The 21,207-nt window shown below is 71.5% G+C and carries 19 protein-coding genes; 8 read left to right on the top strand and 11 right to left on the bottom strand.

Annotated features, from left to right (window positions below):
- Positions 1–25: 25 nt before the first annotated feature.
- The 3 genes from ACFW3L_RS14105 to ACFW3L_RS14095 form a co-directional block, all read right to left on the bottom strand.
- The gene (locus ACFW3L_RS14105; protein WP_378740155.1) at positions 26–454 is read right to left on the bottom strand and encodes an organic hydroperoxide resistance protein; all 429 of its coding nucleotides are present in this window, start codon (positions 452–454) and stop codon (positions 26–28) included.
- 76 nt (positions 455–530) lie between these two features.
- Positions 531–1,016, bottom strand: coding sequence for a MarR family winged helix-turn-helix transcriptional regulator (locus tag ACFW3L_RS14100; protein WP_378740153.1), 486 nt, complete (start codon positions 1,014–1,016; stop codon positions 531–533).
- Positions 1,017–1,173: 157 nt separating this feature from the next.
- Positions 1,174–2,721 (bottom strand): aldehyde dehydrogenase family protein, encoded by a 1,548-nt coding sequence (locus ACFW3L_RS14095; RefSeq protein WP_378740151.1) that lies wholly within the window; start codon positions 2,719–2,721, stop codon positions 1,174–1,176.
- Between the two features lie 221 nt (positions 2,722–2,942).
- Here ACFW3L_RS14095 and ACFW3L_RS14090 point away from each other — a divergent pair, with 221 nt between their 5' ends.
- The 3 genes from ACFW3L_RS14090 (at position 2,943) to ACFW3L_RS14080 (ending at position 6,718) form a co-directional block, all read left to right on the top strand.
- Entirely contained in the window at positions 2,943–4,058 is a 1,116-nt protein-coding gene (locus ACFW3L_RS14090; RefSeq protein WP_378740149.1) for a pyroglutamyl peptidase, read from the top strand.
- Positions 4,059–4,236: 178 nt separating this feature from the next.
- Positions 4,237–5,850, top strand: a complete 1,614-nt coding sequence (locus tag ACFW3L_RS14085) for a polysaccharide deacetylase family protein (protein WP_378740147.1) — start codon at positions 4,237–4,239, stop codon at positions 5,848–5,850.
- 139 nt (positions 5,851–5,989) lie between these two features.
- Positions 5,990–6,718, top strand: coding sequence for a polysaccharide deacetylase family protein (locus ACFW3L_RS14080; RefSeq protein ID WP_378740145.1), 729 nt, complete (start codon positions 5,990–5,992; stop codon positions 6,716–6,718).
- 5 nt (positions 6,719–6,723) lie between these two features.
- Here the strand turns inward: ACFW3L_RS14080 and ACFW3L_RS14075 are convergent, their stop codons facing one another.
- On the bottom strand, positions 6,724–8,133 hold the full coding sequence (locus tag ACFW3L_RS14075) for an aldehyde dehydrogenase family protein (RefSeq protein ID WP_378740143.1): 1,410 nt from the start codon (positions 8,131–8,133) through the stop codon (positions 6,724–6,726).
- Between the two features lie 59 nt (positions 8,134–8,192).
- Between ACFW3L_RS14075 and ACFW3L_RS14070 the strand changes: the two genes are divergently transcribed.
- A complete protein-coding gene (locus tag ACFW3L_RS14070; protein ID WP_378740141.1) occupies positions 8,193–8,834 on the top strand; it encodes a TetR/AcrR family transcriptional regulator in 642 nt (213 codons plus the stop codon).
- A gap of 12 nt (positions 8,835–8,846) precedes the next feature.
- Here the strand turns inward: ACFW3L_RS14070 and ACFW3L_RS14065 are convergent, their stop codons facing one another.
- Complete coding sequence (locus ACFW3L_RS14065; RefSeq protein WP_378740139.1) at positions 8,847–9,299, bottom strand: DUF1801 domain-containing protein; 453 nt, start codon at positions 9,297–9,299, stop codon at positions 8,847–8,849.
- A gap of 199 nt (positions 9,300–9,498) precedes the next feature.
- On the opposite strand from ACFW3L_RS14065, the gene ACFW3L_RS14060 reads away from it, so the two are divergent.
- The 3 genes from ACFW3L_RS14060 to ACFW3L_RS14050 all read left to right on the top strand — a co-directional run bounded on the left by ACFW3L_RS14060 (position 9,499) and on the right by ACFW3L_RS14050 (position 12,904).
- On the top strand, positions 9,499–10,254 hold the full coding sequence (locus ACFW3L_RS14060) for a VOC family protein (RefSeq protein WP_378740137.1): 756 nt from the start codon (positions 9,499–9,501) through the stop codon (positions 10,252–10,254).
- Positions 10,255–10,471: 217 nt separating this feature from the next.
- Positions 10,472–11,743, top strand: a complete 1,272-nt coding sequence (locus tag ACFW3L_RS14055; protein ID WP_378740135.1) for a glutaminase — start codon at positions 10,472–10,474, stop codon at positions 11,741–11,743.
- Between the two features lie 90 nt (positions 11,744–11,833).
- Complete coding sequence (locus tag ACFW3L_RS14050; protein ID WP_378740133.1) at positions 11,834–12,904, top strand: Rv2578c family radical SAM protein; 1,071 nt, start codon at positions 11,834–11,836, stop codon at positions 12,902–12,904.
- A 150-nt stretch (positions 12,905–13,054) separates the two neighbouring features.
- Here the strand turns inward: ACFW3L_RS14050 and ACFW3L_RS14045 are convergent, their stop codons facing one another.
- Positions 13,055–14,299 (bottom strand): MFS transporter, encoded by a 1,245-nt coding sequence (locus ACFW3L_RS14045; protein WP_378740131.1) that lies wholly within the window; start codon positions 14,297–14,299, stop codon positions 13,055–13,057.
- 124 nt (positions 14,300–14,423) lie between these two features.
- Between ACFW3L_RS14045 and ACFW3L_RS14040 the strand changes: the two genes are divergently transcribed.
- Entirely contained in the window at positions 14,424–14,960 is a 537-nt protein-coding gene (locus ACFW3L_RS14040) for a CGNR zinc finger domain-containing protein (protein WP_378740128.1), read from the top strand.
- A gap of 95 nt (positions 14,961–15,055) precedes the next feature.
- Here ACFW3L_RS14040 and ACFW3L_RS14035 read toward each other — a convergent pair whose 3' ends face one another.
- From ACFW3L_RS14035 to fahA, 5 genes are all read right to left on the bottom strand, one after another.
- Positions 15,056–15,712, bottom strand: coding sequence for a DNA alkylation repair protein (locus ACFW3L_RS14035; RefSeq protein ID WP_378740487.1), 657 nt, complete (start codon positions 15,710–15,712; stop codon positions 15,056–15,058).
- A gap of 310 nt (positions 15,713–16,022) precedes the next feature.
- Entirely contained in the window at positions 16,023–16,958 is a 936-nt protein-coding gene (locus ACFW3L_RS14030) for a sigma-70 family RNA polymerase sigma factor (protein WP_378740125.1), read from the bottom strand.
- A 10-nt stretch (positions 16,959–16,968) separates the two neighbouring features.
- Positions 16,969–18,156, bottom strand: coding sequence for an NAD(P)/FAD-dependent oxidoreductase (locus ACFW3L_RS14025; RefSeq protein WP_378740123.1), 1,188 nt, complete (start codon positions 18,154–18,156; stop codon positions 16,969–16,971).
- Positions 18,157–18,256: 100 nt separating this feature from the next.
- Positions 18,257–19,612, bottom strand: coding sequence for a hypothetical protein (locus tag ACFW3L_RS14020; protein ID WP_378740121.1), 1,356 nt, complete (start codon positions 19,610–19,612; stop codon positions 18,257–18,259).
- A gap of 372 nt (positions 19,613–19,984) precedes the next feature.
- Entirely contained in the window at positions 19,985–21,199 is a 1,215-nt protein-coding gene (gene fahA / locus ACFW3L_RS14015) for a fumarylacetoacetase (protein WP_378740119.1), read from the bottom strand.
- Positions 21,200–21,207: the final 8 nt, after the last annotated feature.

Below are 21,207 nucleotides of genomic sequence, written 5' to 3'. Positions count from 1 at the left end.
TGTGACCCTGGTTCCCCTCGGGGCCTCAGGCGGTCTTCGTGGTGAGGGTGACCTCGATGTTGCCGCGCGTGGCGCGGGAGTAGGGGCACATCTGGTGGGCGGCCTCGACCAGCTTCTCGGCCTCGGCCTGCTCCAGGCCGGGGAGGGTGACGATGAGCTCGACCGCGATGTCCAGGCCCTCCTCGGACTTGCCGAGGCTCACCTTGGAGTCGATGGTGGAACCGTCGACCTTGGTCTTGGCCTGGCGGGCGACGTTCTTCAGGGCGCCGTGGAAGCAGGCGGCGTAGCCGACGGCGAAGAGCTGCTCGGGGTTGGTGCCGGGGCCGTCGTCGCCGCCCACGCCCGCGGGCACGGAGAGGTCGACGCTCAGACGGCCGTCGTCGGTCTTGCCCGAGCCCTTGCGGCCCTCTCCGGTGACACTGGCGTTGGCGGTGTAGAGAACGTTGTAGGCCATGTTCGATCCCTCTCTGTGGCCCGGCGACGCCGGGCCCACGTGTGGCGTTGTGGGGTGGTGAGGTGGTGCGGACGTCTCAGTTGCCCGGGTCCGGACCGGACGCGGTCGTCCGGCCCGCGGTTCCGGCCACTGAGCGCGTGACGTGGTCGAGCAGGCCCCGGAGCTCCTCGATCCTGCTCACCGGGAGGTCGGTGGCGCTCAGGACCTGGTCGGGGATCCCCCGGGCGAGTTCGCGCAGGCGGCCACCCTCGTCGGTGACGCTGACGTGCACGATCCGTTCGTCCTCGGGCCCGCGCCTGCGGGTGAGCAGGCCGGCGCCCTCCATCCTGCGCAGCAGGGGCGAGAGCGTGCCCGAGTCCAGGCTGAGCGCGATACCGAGTTCCTTGACCGGCAGGGTCCCGCGTTCCCACAGCACCAGCATGACCAGGTACTGCGGGTAGGTGAGTCCCAGGTCGGCCAGGATCTCCCGGTAGAGACCGGTCAGGGCCCGGGAGGCCGTGTAGAGGGAGAAGCAGAGCTGCCGGTCCAGGGCGAGGGGGTCGCCCCCGTCGGTCTCCGTCATGTTCGCTCCTCCCCTCGACGTCCCGATCACGGTAACAGTAAATGGTTGTGCACAACAGGGTTGCCCACAACTCTTTTGGAGTGAAGGGCCCACGGACGCGCAAGGCACGACGGGGCCCGGGTCCGCGGACCCGGGCCCCGTCCCGGCCGACGCGCTCCTACAGGAAGCGCACGCCCTGGGCCAGCGGCAGCTCACCGCCGTAGTTCACCGTGTTGGTCGCCCGGCGCATGTAGGCCTTCCAGGAGTCCGACCCCGACTCCCGACCCCCGCCGGTGTCCTTCTCCCCGCCGAAGGCCCCGCCGATCTCCGCGCCCGAGGTGCCGATGTTGACGTTGACGATGCCGCAGTCGGACCCGGCCGCCGAGAGGAAGCGCTCCGCCTCGGCCTGGTCCTGGGTGAAGATGGCCGACGACAGCCCCTGGGGAACCCCGTTGTGCAGCTCCACCGCCTCCTCCAGGGTGCGGTAGGTGAGGACGTACAGGATCGGCGCGAAGGTCTCCGTGCGCACGACCTCCGTCTGTGCGGGCATGCGCACCACCGCGGGCTCGACGTAGTAGGCGTCCTCGGCGTCCTTCTCCAGGCGCCGCTCACCGCCCACCAGCACGTCGCCGCCGTCCGCCCGGGCCTGCTCCAGCGCCTCGCGCATGGCCGTGTGTCCCCGCTCCCCCACCAGCGGCCCCACCAGGGTCGCCTCCTCGTAGGGGTCACCGATCCGTTCCCGCAGCTGCTGGTAGCCGTCCACCACGCGCTCGACGACCTGGTCGACCACGTCCTCGTGCACGATCAGGCGGCGCAGCGTGGTGCAGCGCTGTCCGGCGGTCCCGGCCGCCGAGAACACGCTGCCGCGCACGACCAGGTCCAGGTCGGCCGAGGGCGCCACGACAGCGGCGTTGTTGCCGCCCAGCTCCAGAAGGTACCGACCCATGCGGGCGGCCACCTTGGGCGCGACCGCCCGGCCCATGGCGGTCGAACCGGTCGCGGAGACCAGAGCCACCCGCTCGTCGTTGACCAGTACGTCCCCGACCTCGGCCCCGCCGAGGACCACCCGGTGGACGTCGGCGGGCGCCCCCACGTCGGCGGCGGCGCGCATGAGCAGGCCGTGACAGCCCAGCGCGGTCAGCGGGGTGAGCTCGGAGGGCTTCCACACCACGGTGTCACCGCACACCAGGGCCACACAGGTGTTCCAGGACCACACGGCGACGGGGAAGTTGAAGGCGGTGATGACGCCGACCACGCCCAGCGGGTGCCAGGTCTCCATCAGCCGGTGGCCGGGCCGCTCCGAGGGCATGGTCCTCCCGTAGAGCTGACGTGACAGGCCCACGGCGAAGTCGCAGACGTCGATCATCTCCTGGACCTCGCCCAGGGCCTCGGAACGGATCTTGCCCGCCTCGAGGGTGACCAGCTCCGCGAGGTCGGCCTTGTGCTCGCGCAGCAGCTCACCGAGGCGGTGGACGAGCTGGCCGCGCACCGGGGCGGGGGTGTCCCGCCAGGCGGAGGTGAAGGAGCCGTGGACCTCGGCCACCGCGCGCTCGGCGGAGGCGGGGGTGTCGAACTCGACGGGGAACAGGGTTCCGCCGGTGATCGGAGTACGGGCCTGACCGGGCGCCCCGAGGGACTCGGGCAGGCGGGTCACGCCGCACCGTTCCAGGGCGGTCCGCGCGCGTCCGGCGAGGACCTCGGTGTCGGGGAGGGCACCAGTGTGCATGTGTGTTCTCTCTCCGTTGAGAGGGGAGGCGGTCATCACACACCTTGCCAACTCCGGGCCCGGCGGTCCACCCCCGGCGTCCGGCCCGCCGGGTGTCGCGCCGGGAACCCGCACCGGCCGCGGGGCCGGTGCGAGGCGGGTTCCGCTCCCGCACGGAGTGTCATGGGAGACCGTTAGAATCGCGGAGCCGCTCCCCCGTCCCCGACCCAGACAGCTGGCCCGTGCACCACGACACCACCCCCGAAGAGGCCCGCGCCGACCTTCCGGAGGCGCGCCAGATCCTGGCGCGTTCCGGTTTCGGCGCCGCCGATCCCCTGTTCGCCGCGGACCTGCGCGCGAGCACCGACCCCGGACAGGCCCGGGAGGTGGTCGCCTCCCACGCCTCCCGGCTGTGGACGGAGTCCACCCGCACCGGCCCCGACCCGGTCGACGACCGCCCCCTGTACTGGGCACGGCTGGTCCTGCGTGCGCGTCTGCGCGCCTGGGAGCCCTCCTTCCCCCTGTCCGAGGCGGAGCGGGCCGCGCTCCTCCACCTGTTCGAGACCGCCTCCCGGGGCATCACCGACCTCGACTTCCCGCCGGGCGACCGGTGGGTGCGCGTCGTCGTCACCGGTTTCGACCCCTTCCGACTGGACACCGACCCCGGCTGCTCGAACCCCTCCGGGGCGGCCGCCCTGGACCTGCACGGGTGGACGTTCCCCGTGGGTGAGCGCACCGCCGTGGTGCGCGCCGCCGTGTTCCCGGTGCGCTGGGGCGACTTCGACGCCGGGATCGTGGAGGAGGCGCTGGCCGACCAGTACGGGGTGGCCGACGCGGTGATCACGCTGAGCCGGGGACGTGACCGGTTCGACCTGGAGGTCTGGAACGGGGTGTGGCGCGGCGGGGGCGAGGACAACCTGGGGGTCTCCCGTACCGGACGCGCGCCGGTGGCCGGTCCCGGGGCCCCGGAGTGGACCCGCACCTCGCTGCCGGTGGAGCGGATCGTCGCCGACACGACCGGGCCGGACGCGATGGTCGTCAACACCGAGGTCACCGAGGTTCCCGAGGGTGGCGACACCCCGGTGACACGCCCGGGTGGGCCCACCGAGGGGTCGGCCGCCCGAAAGGGCGGCGGTGGCGACTACCTCTCCAACGAGATCGCGTACCGCAACACCTTGCTGAGGGACCGGGCGGGCTCGGTCGTGGCGGCCGGACACGTCCACCTGCCCAGGACCGAACGCCCCGAGGAGCACACCGACACCCTGGCCCGCACGCGGGCCCTCGTGGCGGTTGTGGCGGCCGAGGCCCGGGTGGCGTCGGCCGCCGAGCCGGGTTCGGAGGACCCCCGGGAGTCCTGAGGGGCGACCGAAGCGGGTGGTTCCGGGGTGGCCGGAAGGGCCGTGGTGACACGCCCGAGCGCGGGCCGAGTCCACAAAACTGACTTTCCGGCCACAGAGGGGCATTTGATCACTCTGTGAGCACGTTCCGTCGCTCGCTGGTCATCTGGCGCACCTGTGGTTTCGATAAGGTCCCCACGTGGCTGACACCTCACTGAGACGAAAACTCACTGTCAGTGCCGCTCTGGGCCTGCTGTTGGTCCCGGGCTGCCACTCCGCGGAACAGAACCTGCCCTACGCCGAGGCGATCCAGTTCTCTCCGGACACACTGGAGAAGCTGGCCACGCGCACGGTGTCGGTACGGGTCGACCACAGCACGGTGAGCTACCGCTATCCCATCCTGGGCGAATCCCATCCGCTGACGACGGAGATCCGCACCGCGATGGCCGAACGCCAGACCGCGTTCCTGGAGGAGCTGCCCGATCACGGCAGCCCCGAACTGGTCCAGGACGTGGAGCTGCTGGCCGCCTCCGGGGACGTGATCGGAGCCAGGACCACCGCCGTCACCTCGGGAGTCCGCGGTGGCGGCAGCGAGACCTCGACGCTCTGGTACGACTCCGGCACCGGCGAGGTCCTGCCCTGGACCTCGCTCTTCCGGGACGAGGCCTCCCTGGAGGCCGCGCACCTGGCCGTGGCCCAGGTGCTCCAGGACGGCTACCAGATGACCGCCGACCAGGTGCCCGGGCTCCTGGGCGAGATCGCGATGCGAGCCGAGGCCGACCCGGACTCGGTCTCGGCCGCGGCCTCCGAACCGGCCGGGGCCTCCGAGGAGGAGTCCGGATCCGGGGACCCGGAACCCGGTGGGACCGAGGAGACCGAGGAGACCGACGGGGCGGCGCTCTCGGTCGGGGACGCCGACCTGAGCGACCCGGAACAGGCCTGGGAGGCAGCCGAGCGCTGGGCCGCCTCGCCACTGGCCGACCTGGCCTTCAGCACGGCGGGCGGGCTGGCCGTGCGCATGGACCCGGCGGACGTTCCGAGCGCGGGCCGGGTCAGCGAGGTCCTTCTGCCGGTGGAGGCGGAGGAGACCGAGGAGGTCCTCTCCGAACTGGGGTACCACGCGCGCAGCGCGGCGGTGGCCGCCAACGCCGATCCCGAGGACTTCCCGCTCGACGGGACCCTGACCGCCGAGGGCAGCAGCCTGGACTGCGAGCGCCTCAAGTGCGTGGCGCTGACCTTCGACGACGGGCCCGGCGAGTACACCGACGAGCTCCTGGACCACCTGGCCGAGTACGACGCCAGGGCCACCTTCTACGTGATGGGCTCCCTCGTGAGCGAGTTCCCGGAGATCGTGGAGCGCACCCACGCCGAGGGCCACGAGATGGGCAACCACACGTGGAAGCACGACGACCTCACGACGCTCTCCGCCGAGGGGGTGGCCGAGGACCTGAAGCGCACGGACGAGGCGATCCAGGAGGTGACCGGGGTGGCACCGCCCACCCTGCGCCCGCCCTACGGCGCGATGAACGGCACCGTGAGCGATGCCACCGAGCATCCCATCATCCTGTGGGACGTGGACACGATGGACTGGCAGAACCGGGACACCGGCGCGGTGACCAAGCACGCGCTCGACGAGTCCAAGCCGGGCAGCGTGGTGCTGTTCCACGACATCCACAAGTCCACTGTCGACGCCATCCCGGACGTGCTGGAGGGAATGCACGCCGACGGGTTCCACTTCGTGACCGTGAGCGAGATCTTCGGTGAGGACGGCCTGAAGCCGGGCCAGTCCCACACGGACGCCCGGGTCGACTGACCCACCGGTCCGCACGGGCCCCGGTCGCCACGTGGCGACCGGGGCCCTCGGTCGTGGGGTGACGCGTCGTTCCTCACTCTCGGGCCCGGAGACACGCTGGATCTTGCCCGATATGCCCGTTTAGTCTAAATTTCGACGGGTGAACGTTACCTCTCTGATACATAGGGGCGCCGCAGGCGCCGCCGGGGGCCTCCTCCTCGCCTCCGGCCTGATGATCGGAGCCGCCACTCCGGTGACGGCCACCCCCGCCGAGGAGGCACCGGACTGCGACGCGGTGCGGTGTGTGGCCCTGACCTTCGACGACGGGCCCGGCGAGTACACCGACGCGCTCCTGGACATCCTGGCCGAGCACGACGCCAGGGCCACCTTCTACCTGCTCGGCTCACGCGTGGACGACCACCGTGAGGAGGTGCGGCGCATGGCCGAGGAAGGCCACGGGATCGGCAACCACACCTGGAAGCACGACGACCTCACCACGCTCTCCGCCGACCGGATCAGGGACGACCTCGCCCGCACCGACCGCGCCGTGGCCGAGGTCACCGGGGAGCGGCCCCGGAGCATGCGCCCGCCCTACGGGGCCCTCGACGACACCGCCCGCGAGGCGATCCCCCACCCCATGATGCTCTGGGACGTGGACACCCTGGACTGGCAGCACCGCGACGGCGACCGGATGCGCGAGATCGCCCTCGACGGGGTCCGGGACGGCAGCGTCGTCCTGTTCCACGACATCCACGAGACCACCGTGGAGGCGGTCCCCGAACTCCTGGACGACCTGGCCGAGCGGGGCTACCACTTCGTGACCGTCAGCGAGCTGTTCGGGGACCGCCTCGAACCGGGCACCGCGTACTCCGACGCCCGGACCGAGTAGCCCGTTCAGAGCATCCGGCGCAGGATGCGCTCCTTGACCTGGCTGATCGGCGCGTAGGCCACCCGCATGGTGTCCATGAGCAGCGACTTGTCCAGGACCGACTTGGTGTGCGAGAAGGTGTCGACGGAGGCCGCCGAGTGGTAGGCGCCCATCCCGCTCTCCCCCACCCCGCCGAAGGGCAGGTCCGGCACGGCCAGGTGCGCGATCGGCAGCCCGAAGCCCAGGGCGCCCGAGGACGTCTCGGTGGTCAGGCGTCGCTTGGTGGTCTCGGAGTCGGTGAACCCGTACAGCGCCAGCGGCTTGTCGCGTTCGTTGACGAAGCGGATCGCCGCGTCGAGGTCGGGTACCCGCAGAACCGGCAGGATCGGACCGAAGATCTCCTCGGCCATCACCGGCGCGTCCGGATCCACGTCACCCAGCACCGTGGGGGCGATGTAGAGGTCCTCGCGGTCGGTGTTCCCGCCCGCGACGACCTCGCCGCTCTCCAGCAGGGCGCTGAGCCGGTCGAAGTGGCGTTCGTTGACGATGCGACCGTAGTCCGCGCTCTTCGCCGGGTCGGAGCCGAACATCTCGGTGATGGCGGCGGCCAGCTCCTTCTGGAGCCTCTCCGCCGTGTCACCGATGGCCAGCACGTAGTCCGGGGCCACGCAGGTCTGTCCCGCGTTGGTGAACTTTCCCCAGGCCAGGCGCCGGGCCGTGGTGGCCAGGTCCACGCCGGGCTCGACCACCGCCGGGCTCTTGCCGCCCAGTTCCAGGGTGACCGGGGTCAGGTGTCGGACCGCCGCCGCCATGACGATCCGGGCCACGGCCGCGTTGCCGGTGTAGAAGATGTGGTCGAAGCGCTGCTCCAGGAGAGCGGTGCTCTCGGAGACTCCGCCCTCGACCACCGCGACCGCCTCGCCGTCCAGGTAACGGGGGATGAGGTCGGCGAGCACGGCCGAGGTCGCCGGGGAGAGCTCGGACGGCTTGAGCACGGCCGCGTTGCCCGCCGCGAGGGCGCCGACCAGCGGCGACAGGGCCAGGTTGACCGGGTAGTTCCAGGGGCTGATGATCAGGACCGCGCCCAGGGGTTCGCGGACGAGGCGGGCCCGGGCCGGGGCCAGGGCCAGGGGGACCGACACCCGCTGCGGCCGCAGCCACGAGGCCAGGTGTCTCAGGGTGTGGTCGATCTCGTTGACCACGAAACCGATCTCGGTCGTGTGCGCCTCCACGGGGGGTTTGCCCAGGTCGGAGCTGAGCGCCTTCTCCAGAGTGGCGCGCTCCTCCGTGAGCATGCGACGCATCGCGCGCAGCTGGGCGCGACGCCAGGAGAGCGGCTTGGTGCGGCCGCTGTCGAAGGTGGCGCGCAGCCGGGCCACGATCTGGGGGATCTCGGTGATGAGGGTGAGCGGTTCGGAGGCGTTGGTGTGAGCCATGGCCCCAGAGTAAACGAAAACGTTTCGTTTCCAAGAGCCCCGTCACATACGATTCGAGTATGACGACGGACCATCTGCCGGACACGTCCGCCGGGACCGCCCCACGGGGCCGACCCCGCGACGCCAACCGGGACCGCGCGCTGATGGACGCCACCCTCACCGAACTCCAACTGCACGGCTACAGCGGGCTGACCACCGCAGCCGTCGCACGTCGGGCGGGTGTCTCCACCGCCACCCTGTACCGCCGCTGGCGCTCCAAGGAGGACCTGGTGGTGGGCGCCGCCCGGGCCTGGGCGGAGAACCTGGGCCCCGACCACGACCACGGGAGCCTCACCGCCGACCTCGGTGTGTTGCTCGGGGACAAGGCCGCCGCGCTGGAGGGCACCTCCGGCCGTCTGCTGCGCGCCGTCCTGGGCGAGGCCGCCCACAACCGGGCCCTGGCCGACGTGCTCTTCGACGCCTTCGTGATCCCGCTCCAGGGCAGGGTGCTCGCCCTGCTCGACCGGGCGGTGGAGCGAGGGGAGATCCCGGAGGTGGAGGATCCCCTGGTGGTCGCGGAGCTGATCATCGGGCCCATGGTCAGCCACACCTTCCTGGTCCCGCCGGAGGCGGGCGGCGGGACCGCCGCCACCCCGGGCGCGGACATCGCCGGGCGACTGCTCCCCTACCTCCTCAGAGCCCTGGGCGCCCGCACCGACTGACGTCCGGACGGGTCAGCCCACGGCCCTCCTCACGAGGTCGGCGATGGTCAGTTCCGCCCGCTCGTCCAGCGCGGTGACCGCGTAGGCCGTGGGCCACAGGCCTCCCTCGTCATCGAGGCGGGCCTCCGTGGTGAACCCGAGACTGGAGTAGCGCTCCTTGTCCACCTGCCCGCTGCGGAAGAAGCACACGACCTTGCCCTTCCTCGCGTACGCGGGCTGTCCGTACCACAGCTTGGGTGACAACTCCGGCGCGTGGGCGGCGACGATCGCGTGGATCCGCTCGGCCACCGCCCGGTCGGCCGGCTCCATGTCCTCTATTTTCGCGAGCACGTCGAGCTCGGCCGTGGCCGCCTTGTTGCCGCGCCCGCGTTCGGCCTCCTTCCTCAGTTCGGCGGCGCGCTGCCTCATCGCGGCGCGCTCCTGTTCGGAGAAGCCTCCCGACCCCTCGCGGGTGTCCTGCGTCATGGGTGTCTCCTCTGGTCACGGTGCCTCGGGGCCCTCCAGGCTAGCCAGGCCGGATCCCGGGTGCTTCTCGATTCCTGACCGCCCCTCCGTGCCGTGTCGGTCAGGAATCGAGAAGCCCGCGCCCTGACTCGCCGCCTAACGTGGTCGGGGTCGGGGCCCGGAGGCCGCCGATCCACCCACCGAACGAAGGGACCGCGCAGTGGCGCTCTCACTGGACACCGTCACCGTCGAGGCATCACGGGCGGAGGACGCGCGCGCCTTCCACGCGGCCGTGTTCACCGAGGGGGCGACGGCCGACTCCCCCGTCGTGGACCTCAACGGCACCGGTCGGCTCTCCTTCGAGGCGACCGGCTCGAACACCACGGGCTTCCGCGGCTGTGTACTGAGCGTGATCGTCGAACGCCCCGCCGAGGTCCAGACCCTGGTGGAGACGGCCACCGCCCACGGTGCCGAAGTGGTCAAACCTCCGAGGAAGGAACTCTTCGGCGAGTACACCGCCGTCTTCCGGGCACCGGACGGGACCCTCTGGAAGCTCGCCGCCGCCACGAAGAAGAACCGCGGAGCCGTCCCCGAGCCTCCGGAACCCGTCGAGACCGCCGTCTACCTTGGCGTCACCAGCCCCAAGGCCTCCCGGGGCTTCTACGAGGCTCTGGGCATGGAGACCCGCCACGACTACGGTGACAAATTCGTCGACTTCACCACGGCGACCGGCACGTCCCGTCTGGGCCTGCTGCGGCGGGCCGCACTGGCCAAGGACGTCGGTGTCGACGAGCACGGCACGGGCCCGACCGGAGTCGTCCTCACCCACACCGCGGCCTCGCGCGCCGACCTCGACGCACTCCTGTCCCGCGCCGAAACAGCGGGCGCGGCCGTCACCGTCCCCGAACCGAACACGCGCACCGGTGGCTTCACCGACCCCGACGGGCACCGCTGGCGGATCACCGCCGTGGCGTGAGGAAGTGGGCCATGGGTCCAGCGGTGCGTCGACCGTCTGGCCAGCCGGTCGTCCAACACCCACGGCGTCCGCGCGAGGGCCTGGACGCGCGCGTGAACCCCCCGTTCACGCCCGGGCACCCCGCCCGGAACACGCAGGGTTGTCGCCGGTGTGGCCTGGGGAGGAGTCGGGACGCGACGCACATCGCGGCACCGACCGAAAGACGGGGGAACCCTTGTTGCGCTCACCGATCCTCGACTACCTCGACGCCATCGTCGAGAGCACCGGCCACGTCGTCTCCGGCGCCCCGGCCGACTACATCCCGGAACTGGCCGCCGCCGATCCGGACCGGGTGGCGGTGGCGCTGTGCACGGTGAACGGAACCGTCTACGCGAGCGGGGACGCGGACCACGAGTTCAGCATCCAGTCGATGTCCAAACCCTTCGCCTACGCGCTGGCGATCGAGGACCACGGCCTGGAGTACGTCCTGGACCGCGTCGGGGTGGAACCCAGCGGCGAGGCCTTCAACGAACTCTCCCTGGACCCGGAGACCGGCAGACCCCGCAACCCGATGATCAACGCGGGGGCGATCGCCACCCACACGCTCGTCCGCGACGACCAGCGCCCCGCCGTGGACCGTGTCCTGGACCTCTTCTCCGACCTCGCCCAACGGCCGGTGCGGATCGACGAGCGACTGGCCGCCTCCGAGCTGGAGACCGGGGACCGCAACCTCGGCCTGGCCTACCTCCTGCACGCCTCCGGCCGCCTGGGCCAGGATCCCGCCGCCGCCGTCGCCGGGTACGTCCGACAGTGCTCGGCCAACGTCACCGTGCGCGACCTGGCGCTCATGGCCTGCACGCTGGCCAACGGCGGCGTGCAGCCCAACACCGGCCAGCGGCTGTTCAGCAGGCGTACCACCCGGCACCTGCTGAGCGTGATGGCCTCCTGCGGCATGTACGACGCGGCCGGGGACTGGCTCACCAGCGTGGGCATCCCCGCCAAGAGCGGCGTGGCCGGGGGGATCCTCGGGGTGCTCCCCGGCCAGGTGGGGGTGGCGGTGTTCTCCCCGCGCCTGGACGCCCACGGCAACAGCGCGCGCGGCGTGGTCATGATGGAGAAGCTGTCGGAGGACCTGGGCCTGCACCTGATGGAGTCCGGCAGACCCGCGCGCTCGTCCCTGCGCGAGACCCGCAAGGAGGTCGTCGACGGGGAGCCGGCGACGGTCTACGTGCTGCAGGGCGACATGGTGCTGAGCAGCATCGAGGCCCTGGTGCACGAACTGGTCGGGAACACGCCCTCGACGCACCTGGTGGTGTTCGACATGAGCCGGGTCGACGAGGTGCTGCCGGTGGCCCGCCGCACGTCCGCCGCGATGGCCGCCAAGCTCATCGACTCGGGGCACCGGATCATCCTGGTGGACCCGGAGGAGACCGTCCCGGACTTCCAGGACAGCCGGGGCCGCGCGGTGGAGCGGTGGAGCCCCGAGCGTCTGGCCCGCAGCCAGCTCTAGAGGGGGCACGCGGCGTCGCGCCGCGAGGCGTCATCCCCAGCCACGCCGCCGCACTGGACAGACATTCGAAAACATGTTCGAATTGACCCCATGCGCTGGGAGAACCTCCGAGAGGGAACCAAGGACACCGGGCAGCAGACACTGTTCGAAGCCGCCACACCGCCGCCCACGCGCGGCACCGGACGGGCCGGTCTGGGCGCGCCCGCGCCCGGACCGGTCCTCGCCGGCCAGGACGGCGAGGCGGTCGCCATCGAGATCCAGGCCCGCACCATCATCAACCGGGTACCGGGTGACGACCCCATGTTCCGGTGGACCATCAACCCCTACCGGGGCTGCTCGCACGCCTGCGTGTACTGCTTCGCCAGACGCACGCACGAGTACCTCGACCTCGACAGCGGCCGCGACTTCGACACCCGCATCCTGGTCAAGGTCAACGCCGCCGAACGCCTGCGCGCCGAACTCGCCCGCCCCTCCTGGCGCGGTGAGCACATCGCGATGGGCACCAACACCGACCCCTACCAGCGGGCCGAGGGGCGCTACCGGCTGATGCCGGAGATCATCGCGGCGCTCCGGGACACCGCCAACCCCTTCTCGATCCTCACCAAGGGAACCCTGGTCCTGCGTGACCTCCCCCTCCTGGAACAGGCCGCGCGGGTCACCCGGGTCGGCATGGCGGTCTCGGTCGGCTCCGTGGACACGCGGGTCTGGCGCACCGTGGAGCCGGGGACCCCGAGCCCCCGTGCCCGGCTGGGCGTGGTCCGCGCGCTGAGCGAGCGCGGGATGGAGTGCTCGGTGCTCATGGCCCCGATCCTGCCCGGGCTGACCGACTCCGCCGAGCAGATCGAGGAGACCGTCGCCGCCGTCGCGGAGGCCGGGGCCACCCGTCTCTCCCCGATCGTCCTGCACCTGCGCCCGGGCGCGCGTGAGTGGTACCGCGCCTGGTTGGCACGGGAGCACCCGCGCCTGCTACCGCTCTACCGCGAGCTCTACGGGCGGGGCTCCTACGCCTCGGACTCCTACCAGCGGATCGTCACCACGGCCGTTCGTGAGATCGCGGCCAGGTACGGCCTGAACAGACCCGGGTCTCCCCGGGACGCGGGTCGTGAGAAGCCCACGGAGGACGAACAGCTGAGCATCGAGCTCCCCGTGGCGGGGGGCTGAACGCGGGGGCGTCCACGCCGTCCCTCCCCTCCGGCCCACGGCGGCCGGTGGCCTCGTGACGCCTCCGCCACCCCACCGACCCAGCCTGTGCGGGGCCGTGACCGGGCGCCCGCGTAGGGGGCCGGCACGGCCCGGAGTCGGGTCACGGGGTCAGTGTCGAGGGACGGCGGCCAGGGCGGCGGGGGTGACCACGCGCAGGAAGGGGATCACCGTCAGCAGGGCCGCCACCGCGAAGACCGCGAAGGCCGCCCGCACGCCGACCACCTCCGCGAGCAGGCCCACCAGGGCGGCGCCCAACGGCATCGCGCCCCAGCCGAACAGGCGGAACACGGCGCTGAACCGGCCCAGCATCGCGCCGGGAACCATCCGCTGGCTGAGGGTGCGCGTGTTGACGGTCCACAGGGTGCCTCCCATGCCGCCGAGGAACGCGGCCGCGCCCACCACCCACACATGGGAGGTCAGCACGGGGGCGGCCATCATCGCGGCGGTGCCCAGCAGGTCCGCGAACATCGCCCAGCGACGCCCCAACAACCTGTTCACCCACCCCACGGTGAGCGCCCCGACGATGCCGCCGGCACCGAGGGCGCTCATCAGGGCACCGTACTCGGCGGCGCTCAGGTCCAGCAGATCCGTGGCCACCAGAGGCATCAGCGCCAGCCACGCGCCCCAGCAGGCGCAGAGCACAGTGAGCAGCAGGGCCATGCCGCGCAGCAGGGGCTCCCGCCACAGGTAGGCCAGCCCCTCACCGATGCGCGCGTGTACCGAGCCGATCGGCCGCTCGCCCACGGGGTTCGGTGCGAAGCGTCCCACCAGGAACAGCAGCACCAGCATGCCGACCACGTACGCGGCACCGGTGGCCCCCAGGGCCAGGCCCGCGCCCACCGCCACCAGCACACCGCCGACGAAGGGACCGGTGAACTCCCCGCACGCGGTCTCGGCTCCGGCCATCCACGCGTTGGCGCGCTCGCGCCCCGGGGGCGTCACCGCGGAGGGGACCAGGGCGACCGACGCCGTGGTCGCCACGACCTCGGCCACCCCCATCAGCGCGGCCCCGGCGTAGAGCAGCGGGAGGGAGAGCGCGCCCGTGAGCAGTGCGGCGGCCAGTCCGGCCATCGTGGCCACCCGGACGAGGTTGGCCGTCAGGAGCAGCGCCCGCCGGTCGAAGCGGTCCACCAGTACGCCGACGTGCAGCGAGGTGAGCAGCCAGGGCAGCGTGAGCACGGTCGCGACCGCCGCGATCATCCCGGGCGACGTGGTCAGGGTCGTGGCGACCAGGGGCAGGGCCACCTTGAGCACGCCGTCAGCGAGGTTGGTGAGCGCGGTGAAGGCGACCAGCACGCCGGTGTTGCGCGTGTCGGTCCGGTCATCGGGTCGCGCGGCGCGGAGCTGCGTCATGACTAACCACCTTAAGCCGTTTGGTGGATAGTAGCCTGGAATGGCCGAGGCCGACAGTGGGTTGGACCCAGAGCGGAGCGAGTAACCCCTAACCTTGGGTCACCAGTTACTCCCGGGAGGGGACATGGAACGACCACCCGCCGCCGAGCGCGTCGAGCTGTTCACCAACACCTTCGACCTGGAGAGCGGCCGGGACGAGCTGTCCACTCCGGAGGAGCTGACGCACTGGCTGCGTGAGCACGGACTGGTCGGTGGCGGGACCCGCGCCGACGCGGCTGACCACCGGGCGTTCCTGGACCTGCGTGCCGGGTTGCGCGCCGCACTGGACGGCACCGCGGCGGACCCCCACGCGCTCGCCCGGGCCGACACGGTTCTGGCCGAACTCCCGCTCCTGGCCAGTCTCGACAGGACCCTCGTCCCCGACCCGGAGCTCTCCCCCGCGCGGAGGGCGTGCGCCGTGCTGGCCCTGGACTGGGTGCGCCTGGTGACGACCGGGGAGGTGGTGCGGCTCAAGCGGTGCGCCGAGCACACCTGCCTGTGGGTGTTCTGGGACGGCTCGAAGAACCAGAGCCGCCGCTGGTGCTCGATGCGGGTGTGTGGGAACCGGACCAAGTCACGGCGTCACACCGCGAAGGAACGCAGGGCGCGCGAGGACGGCTGAGGAGCCACTCCCCTGGGAGGCGAGGCGTCGCTTGGTGGCTTCAGTGGTGAAACGAACCGTCACCTTTACGACGTAGATTCACATCGGATCCGGGATCACGCTCCCGTGTTCGCCTCCTCCGCCCGGCGCACCATCTCCTCGATCCACACCGGCGCGAACGGGGTCAGGCAGCCCGGCGGGGTCGGATAGTCCTTGAGCACCTCCAGGCGCTCCCCGATCCCCACAGCCCGTTCGCGGTACTCGGCGTGGCCGATGCCGATCCGCGCCAGGCAGTTGTTCATCTCCCACTGCAGGCGGTCCGGGGCGGAGGCCATCTCCCCCTCGATAGTGTCCAGCAGGGCCGCCAGGTCCAGACCCTCGGGTCGTTTCCCCACCCGCTCCGTGGTCAGGGCCCACCCCGCGCTCGCGACCACCGGATCCGGATCGTCGAACCAGGCCAGGCGCAGCTCCTCGGCGTGCGGCCCCTTCTTGACCACGTAGTTCACCAGCCAGTCGTGCACCTTGGGGGTGCGCGCCTCGCGCAGCATCGCGTCCAGGTCGTCGCGTCCGAACTCCCGGGGCCGACAGACGAGGAGGGCGAGCAGCCTCGCGGCACCGTCCCCGGTCGCCCAGAGCTCAAGCGCCAGGTCGTGGCGCTTCCCGAGCCGTTTGGCCACGGCCCTCAGCTTGGTGAGGTTCACCCCGTGGTCGTCGCCGTGCCTCTCGTTGACCGCACGGACCCGGGCGTCCTCCAGCCCGGCCAGCTCGGTCATCACCTCGGTCACCGTCGTCTCGGCCACTGCGGCCTCCCCTCCCCCACTCGACGCGTCCAATCTACGCCGCAGGTCAGACCACTCCTGGCGGCTGGCTCAGGACGAGGCGGGAGCAGCACGGAGGTAGGATCACCTCGTTCCGTCACCCCCCGTGCGACTTCCTCTGGTCACCGAAGACGTCCTGGTACCGGAAGGTCCGTTCGCGGGTCCCACCCCCGAGATCGTCGTCACGCTGGAAGGCGAAGGAACGTGTGGGAGATGTCAGGGTTCCCAGAGTCCCGCGCTGTTCGGGACGGGCCCGGAGCCGGGTTCACCACGCCGCGACGAGCGGATCGCCGTGGTCCTCCCTCAGCCACGCCTCCGTGAACCTGCCGAGCCGGTCCGCCGAGGCGGTGCCGACCAACTCCGCGATCCGGTCTTCCCGTACGCCCAGCACCAGAACGCCCACGATCCGGTCCCCCAGAGCGATCACCATGGCGGGGGAACCGTTGACCACGCCTGAGTGGATCGACGGGGAGCCCCCGACCAGGCGCCGCTTGGCGTCGGTGGGCCGGAAGCCGGCGCGCAGCACGGAGGCGACCCTCTCGGCCCCCTCGTGTCGGCGCACCCCGCCGGAGCCCCCGGCTCCGTCGCTCACCACGGTGACGTCGTGGGTGAGCAGCCGGACCAGCCGTTCGGTCCGCCCCGAGGAGGCGGCCTCCACGAAGGCCTCCACCACGCGCCGGGCGGCGGCACGGTCGACCTCGCGGGCCTTCCGCCCGACGCTGATCCGGCGTCGCGCCCGATGAGCGTGCTGCTGGCTCGCCGACTCGCTGATGTCGAGGATCGCGGCGATCTCCGCATGGCTGTGGGAGAAGGCCTCCCTCAGGACGTAGACGCCCCGTTCCACCGGGGTGAGCCGCTCCATGAGCAGCAGAACCGCCAGGCTCACCGAGTCGCGCTGTTCGGCGGTCTCGTCGGGGCCCAGCATCGGGTCACCGTCCCACAGGGGCTCGGGAAGCCAGTCCCCCGCCGCCCGTTCCCGCCGCGCCCGGGCCGACCGCAACCGGTCCAGGGCCAGGTGGGTGACGACCTTGGTGAGCCAGGCCTCGGGGAGCTCGACGCTGTCGCGGTGGGCGCCCTCCCAACGCAGGAAGGCGTCCTGGACGGTGTCCTCGGCGTCGGCGGCGGAGCCGAGCAGACGGTACGCCAACGAGGCCAGCCGGTCCCGGTTGGCCTCGAAGCACGCCACTGCCGCGCTGTCCATGCGGGTCACGTTAGTCGGCGGCCGCCGCGGCTGTCCTGACCGGGGCGGTCAGGCGGAACCCGCGCACCGGCAGACCGTAGGTGGGACGGCCCATCGTCCAGGCGACCGTGGAGAGCACGAACCCCTTGAGGAACGTGGCGCCCCGGCCTCCCAGGAAGGACGCCTTCGCCCGCGACCGCTCGTCGACGAGTTGGAAGATCGCGTCGTCACGGCCCAGGCTGACACAGTTGCCCAGGTAGGCGAGCGGGGTGCGCCTGGACCGGTGTCCGGTGAGGTCCTCGATGATCGCGGCGGTGGCCCGCATGCGGGAGAATCCGGCCGAAGCGCAGGACATCGGGAGCGGCAGGCCGTTGTCACCGACGGCCAGAACGCTGTCACCGGCGGCGTAGACCTCGGGGTGGGAGACCGATCGCATTCCCTCGTCCACGATCATCCGGCCCAGCTCGTTCACGGCCAGTCCGCCGCGCGCGGCGATCGGGTGGGCCGCGAACCCCGCCGCCCACACGATCGCCTCGGCGTCCAGTGTCTCGCCCGTCTCGGTGGTCGCTCGTCCGGGTTCGACGCGGGTGACCGCGCTGCGCTCACGCACCGTGACCCCCAGCCGTTCGAAGGCCGTCAGAGTGTGGGACCGGGCCTTCTCCCCCAGCCATCCGCCCAGCTCACCGCTGGTGGCAAGGGTGACCCGCAGCCCGGGGTAAGCCTGGGCGATCTCGGTGGCCGTCTCGATGCCGGTGAGGTTGCCCCCGACGACCAGTACCCGCCCCCTCCCGTCCAGTTCACGGAGCCGGTCGCGCACCCGCGACGCGGCCCCCTCGTCGGCGACGTGCAGGGTGTGCTCGGCGGCCCCGGACACCCCACCGTGGTCGACGGTGCTGCCCAGCGCGTACAGGAGGGTGTCGTACCCCAGTTCCTCGGCACCGGCCGCCGCCTCCAACGACACCGTCCTCCGGTCGGCGTCGACCGAGGTGACCCGTGCGACCCTCAGCCGGACCCCGGTGCCCGCGAACATCTCGGCGAGTCCCCGACTCCCGGTGTCGCGACCGGCGGCGACCTGGTGCAGGCGCATGCGCTCGACGAAGTGGGGGGAGGCGTTGACGACGGTGATGTCCACGTCGTCGGAGTGCAGACGGCGGGCGAGGACCCCGGCTCCGGCCGCTCCGGCGTACCCGGCCCCGAGAACGATGACGCGGTGTCGCATGATCTTGCTCCTGTCCGTTCGTGTACCCCTTGAACGGGACGGCCTCCGCATCCCTGACAGCTCCGCGATGTGATCTGTTTCACTTCGCACCTTCGACGGGTCAGCGTGCCACGGCCCGCCGTTCACAGTGAGAACGGTCGAGGCGTTCGCGTGCGTGGTCGATGAGGGCCCTGCTCCTGGGGGAGATTCCGGAGCCGAAGACCCCACGGTGGCCGTCATGCGGCGACGGAGCCGAGGAAGGGCCACCTCTGCGCAGGGAGGCTGCCATCCGCTCCCGTAGCTCCGGGTCCAGGGTCGCCTGCTCCACCGCCGGGGAGGGTGCGGCGGGTAGCGGCTTCGGCTCGTGCACGATTTCGTCGGGGACCGAGCGGCAGGGCCGACCGCAGATCACGCAGGTGCCGCCGGGGGTGTTGCGTACGGCAGGATGGTGGGGGCAGGTCCCGGCGGACCGCCCTCGGGAATCCACCAGGAACCGCGCAGGGTGGGCGAACGGGTCGGTGTCGTCCCCCACCGGCCACGAGGGAGGCGCCACCTCCGCCCGGGCGATCCCTCGGCCCAGTGCACCGTCCAGGTAGGCGCGTGCGGCCCGCATGTCGCACAGCCGCCGCATCAGCGCGGGGAAGGGGCGCCGCAGGCGTTCCGCCCCCGCCAGCAGCGCCCTGACGTCGGCCACGCGCAGCCCTTGGCGCAGGAGTCTCTCCGCCGACCCCGCCAACCGGTTCCGATCCGTCTCCGGGTCTGCCAGAAGCGCACCGGGAATGTGGTCGATCAACTCGAACACTTCACCGCTGGGGCTTTGTCGCTTTTGTTCGCCTGTATTCGAGGCGCCACGGACGGAATCGCCCGCCTCCCCATCAGAACTGTCCCCAGGGGAACGGTCTGTGGGTCGATCTGACCTGGGGGCGGGCTCAATCTGAGCTGGGGTACGGCGCCCCCTCAACGACGGCCGGGTGTGCGGAGTGAGGGGCTCCTCCCCCAACCGGGCACGACAGGCGTTGATCTCCTCCAGCACGAGGTCGGGATAGTCCTCGGCGGGAACGAGGAGCTCCAGGACGCACGGCAGGTGATGGGAGGAGCGCCCCCGGGCGATGTCCCGGTCGAAGAACACAATGGTTTCCGAGCGGTCCAGCTTGCGGACCACACCGGCCTCGACCAGGTCGTCGATGGCGCGTTTGAGACTGCTGACGCTGAGGACACCCCCGGAGCGTTGGGCCAGGTTCTCCAGCAGGAAGTAGCACCACCGCCCGTCGGCGTCCACCACGTCCGCGATGGCCATGAGGGCGGGTAACGAGCGCAGCGTGGGCAGCACTCCCCTGCGGAAGACCTGCTGGACCCAGATGGCGAGGATGAACCCGATCCCCTTGAGCGCGCCCCGTGGACGCTTGCGGGGCGGAACGAATCCGGCCGGGTTGCGGGATTCGGATGTGCCGGAGGAGGGAGAGGCGCTAGACTCCATGGTGAGTCGCCTTCCTTGTTAGAGGGGTGGGGTGGCTCAGTCGACCAACCTGTTTGTGCAGGCGTCGGCCACGACCCGACCGGGTGTTCTAGCACCGGGTCGGGTCTTTCTTATGGGGAACCAATGTAGTGAGTCGAACAGGAGTTCGTGGGGCTTTCTCTCAAATCCACAGGTGCGAGACGAAGAATAACCCGCACGCGCAGAATGCGGACATCACACCCTTGTGGCACTTTGAACCAGGATCTCCCGGTACAAATGGAGTTTCTCCATAAGAAGGACCCCACCCCGATGTTCGGGGCGGGGCCTCTCCCGCGAAGTACGGCACGGAAGAACCGACCGAGCTCGCCGCTCCGCGTCAGCTACCGATCATGCCTACCTCGCCGGGAGGATGCGGCCGGTGACCTCACCGAAGTCGATCCTCGCCCCGTCCGGTCCGGGCGCGGTGGCGGAGATGGTGACCTCGTCCCCGTCCTCCAGGAAGGTGCGCTCGGTGCCGTCGGGCAGCCGCAGGGGTTCCTTCCCCGACCACGTGAGTTCCAGGAAGCACCCGCGCTGGGACACCTCGGGGCCGCTCACGGTCCCCGACGCGTAGACGTCGCCGGTCCGCAGGGAGGCGCCGTTGACGGTCATGTGCGCGAGCTGCTGCGCGGCGGTCCAGTACATCTCGGAGAACGGCGGCGTGGAGACCAGGTGTCCGTTGAGCCGCACCTCCAGGCGCAGGTCCAGGCCCCAGGACCGGGAGCCCCTCAGGTAGGGCAGCGGCTCGGGGTCCTGGGCGGGCTGCTCGACCCTGGCCGACTCCAGGGCGGCGACGGGCACGACCCACGGGGAGACCGACGTGGCGAACGACTTGCCGAGGAACGGGCCGAGCGGCACGTACTCCCAGGCCTGGAGGTCGCGGGAGGACCAGTCGTTGAGCAGGAACACCCCGAACACGTGGTCCGCGAAGTCGTCCACCGCCACGCGCTCGCCCATGGGGCTGGGCGTACCGACGACGAAGCCGACCTCGGCCTCGATGTCCAGGCGCGCCGACGGCCCGAACACCGGAGTGGGTTCGGTCGGGGGCTTGCGCTGGCCGGTGGGGCGGACGACGTCGGTCCCGGAGACCACGATGGTGCCCGACCGCCCGTGGTAGCCGATGGGCAGGTGCCTCCAGTTGGGGGTGAGCGGCTCCTGGTCCGGACGGAACATGCGGCCCACGTTGGTGGCGTGGTGCTCCGAGGCGTAGAAGTCCACGTAGTCGGCGACAGTGAACGGCAGGTGCAGGGTCACCGTGGCGCGGTCCACCAGGTGGGGACGCACGGCGGCCTCGTGCGCGGAGTCGGTGATCCACGAGGTGAGCGCGGCGCGGACCCGGTCCCACACGGGACGTCCGGCGGCCAGGAGCGGGTCCAGGTTCGGCCCGGAGACGGCCGTGGCGAAGGGGGCGTCGAGGGCGCGGGCGGCGGCACCGAGGTCCAGGACGTGGCCGCCGACGGCCACGCCCACGCGGGTGGTGGGGTCGTCCGCCGTGGAGAACACGCCGTAGGGCAGGGTGGCGGGGCCGAACTGCGTGTCCGGGGCGATGTCGAGCCAGCTGTCGGGCATGGAGGTGC

It is taken from the genome of Nocardiopsis sp. NPDC058789, from assembly GCF_042745575.1.
Taxonomy (GTDB): domain Bacteria; phylum Actinomycetota; class Actinomycetes; order Streptosporangiales; family Streptosporangiaceae; genus Nocardiopsis; species Nocardiopsis eucommiae.
The sequence above is the reverse complement of the archived record's forward strand: the minus strand, read 5'-3'. Positions and strand labels throughout refer to the sequence as shown.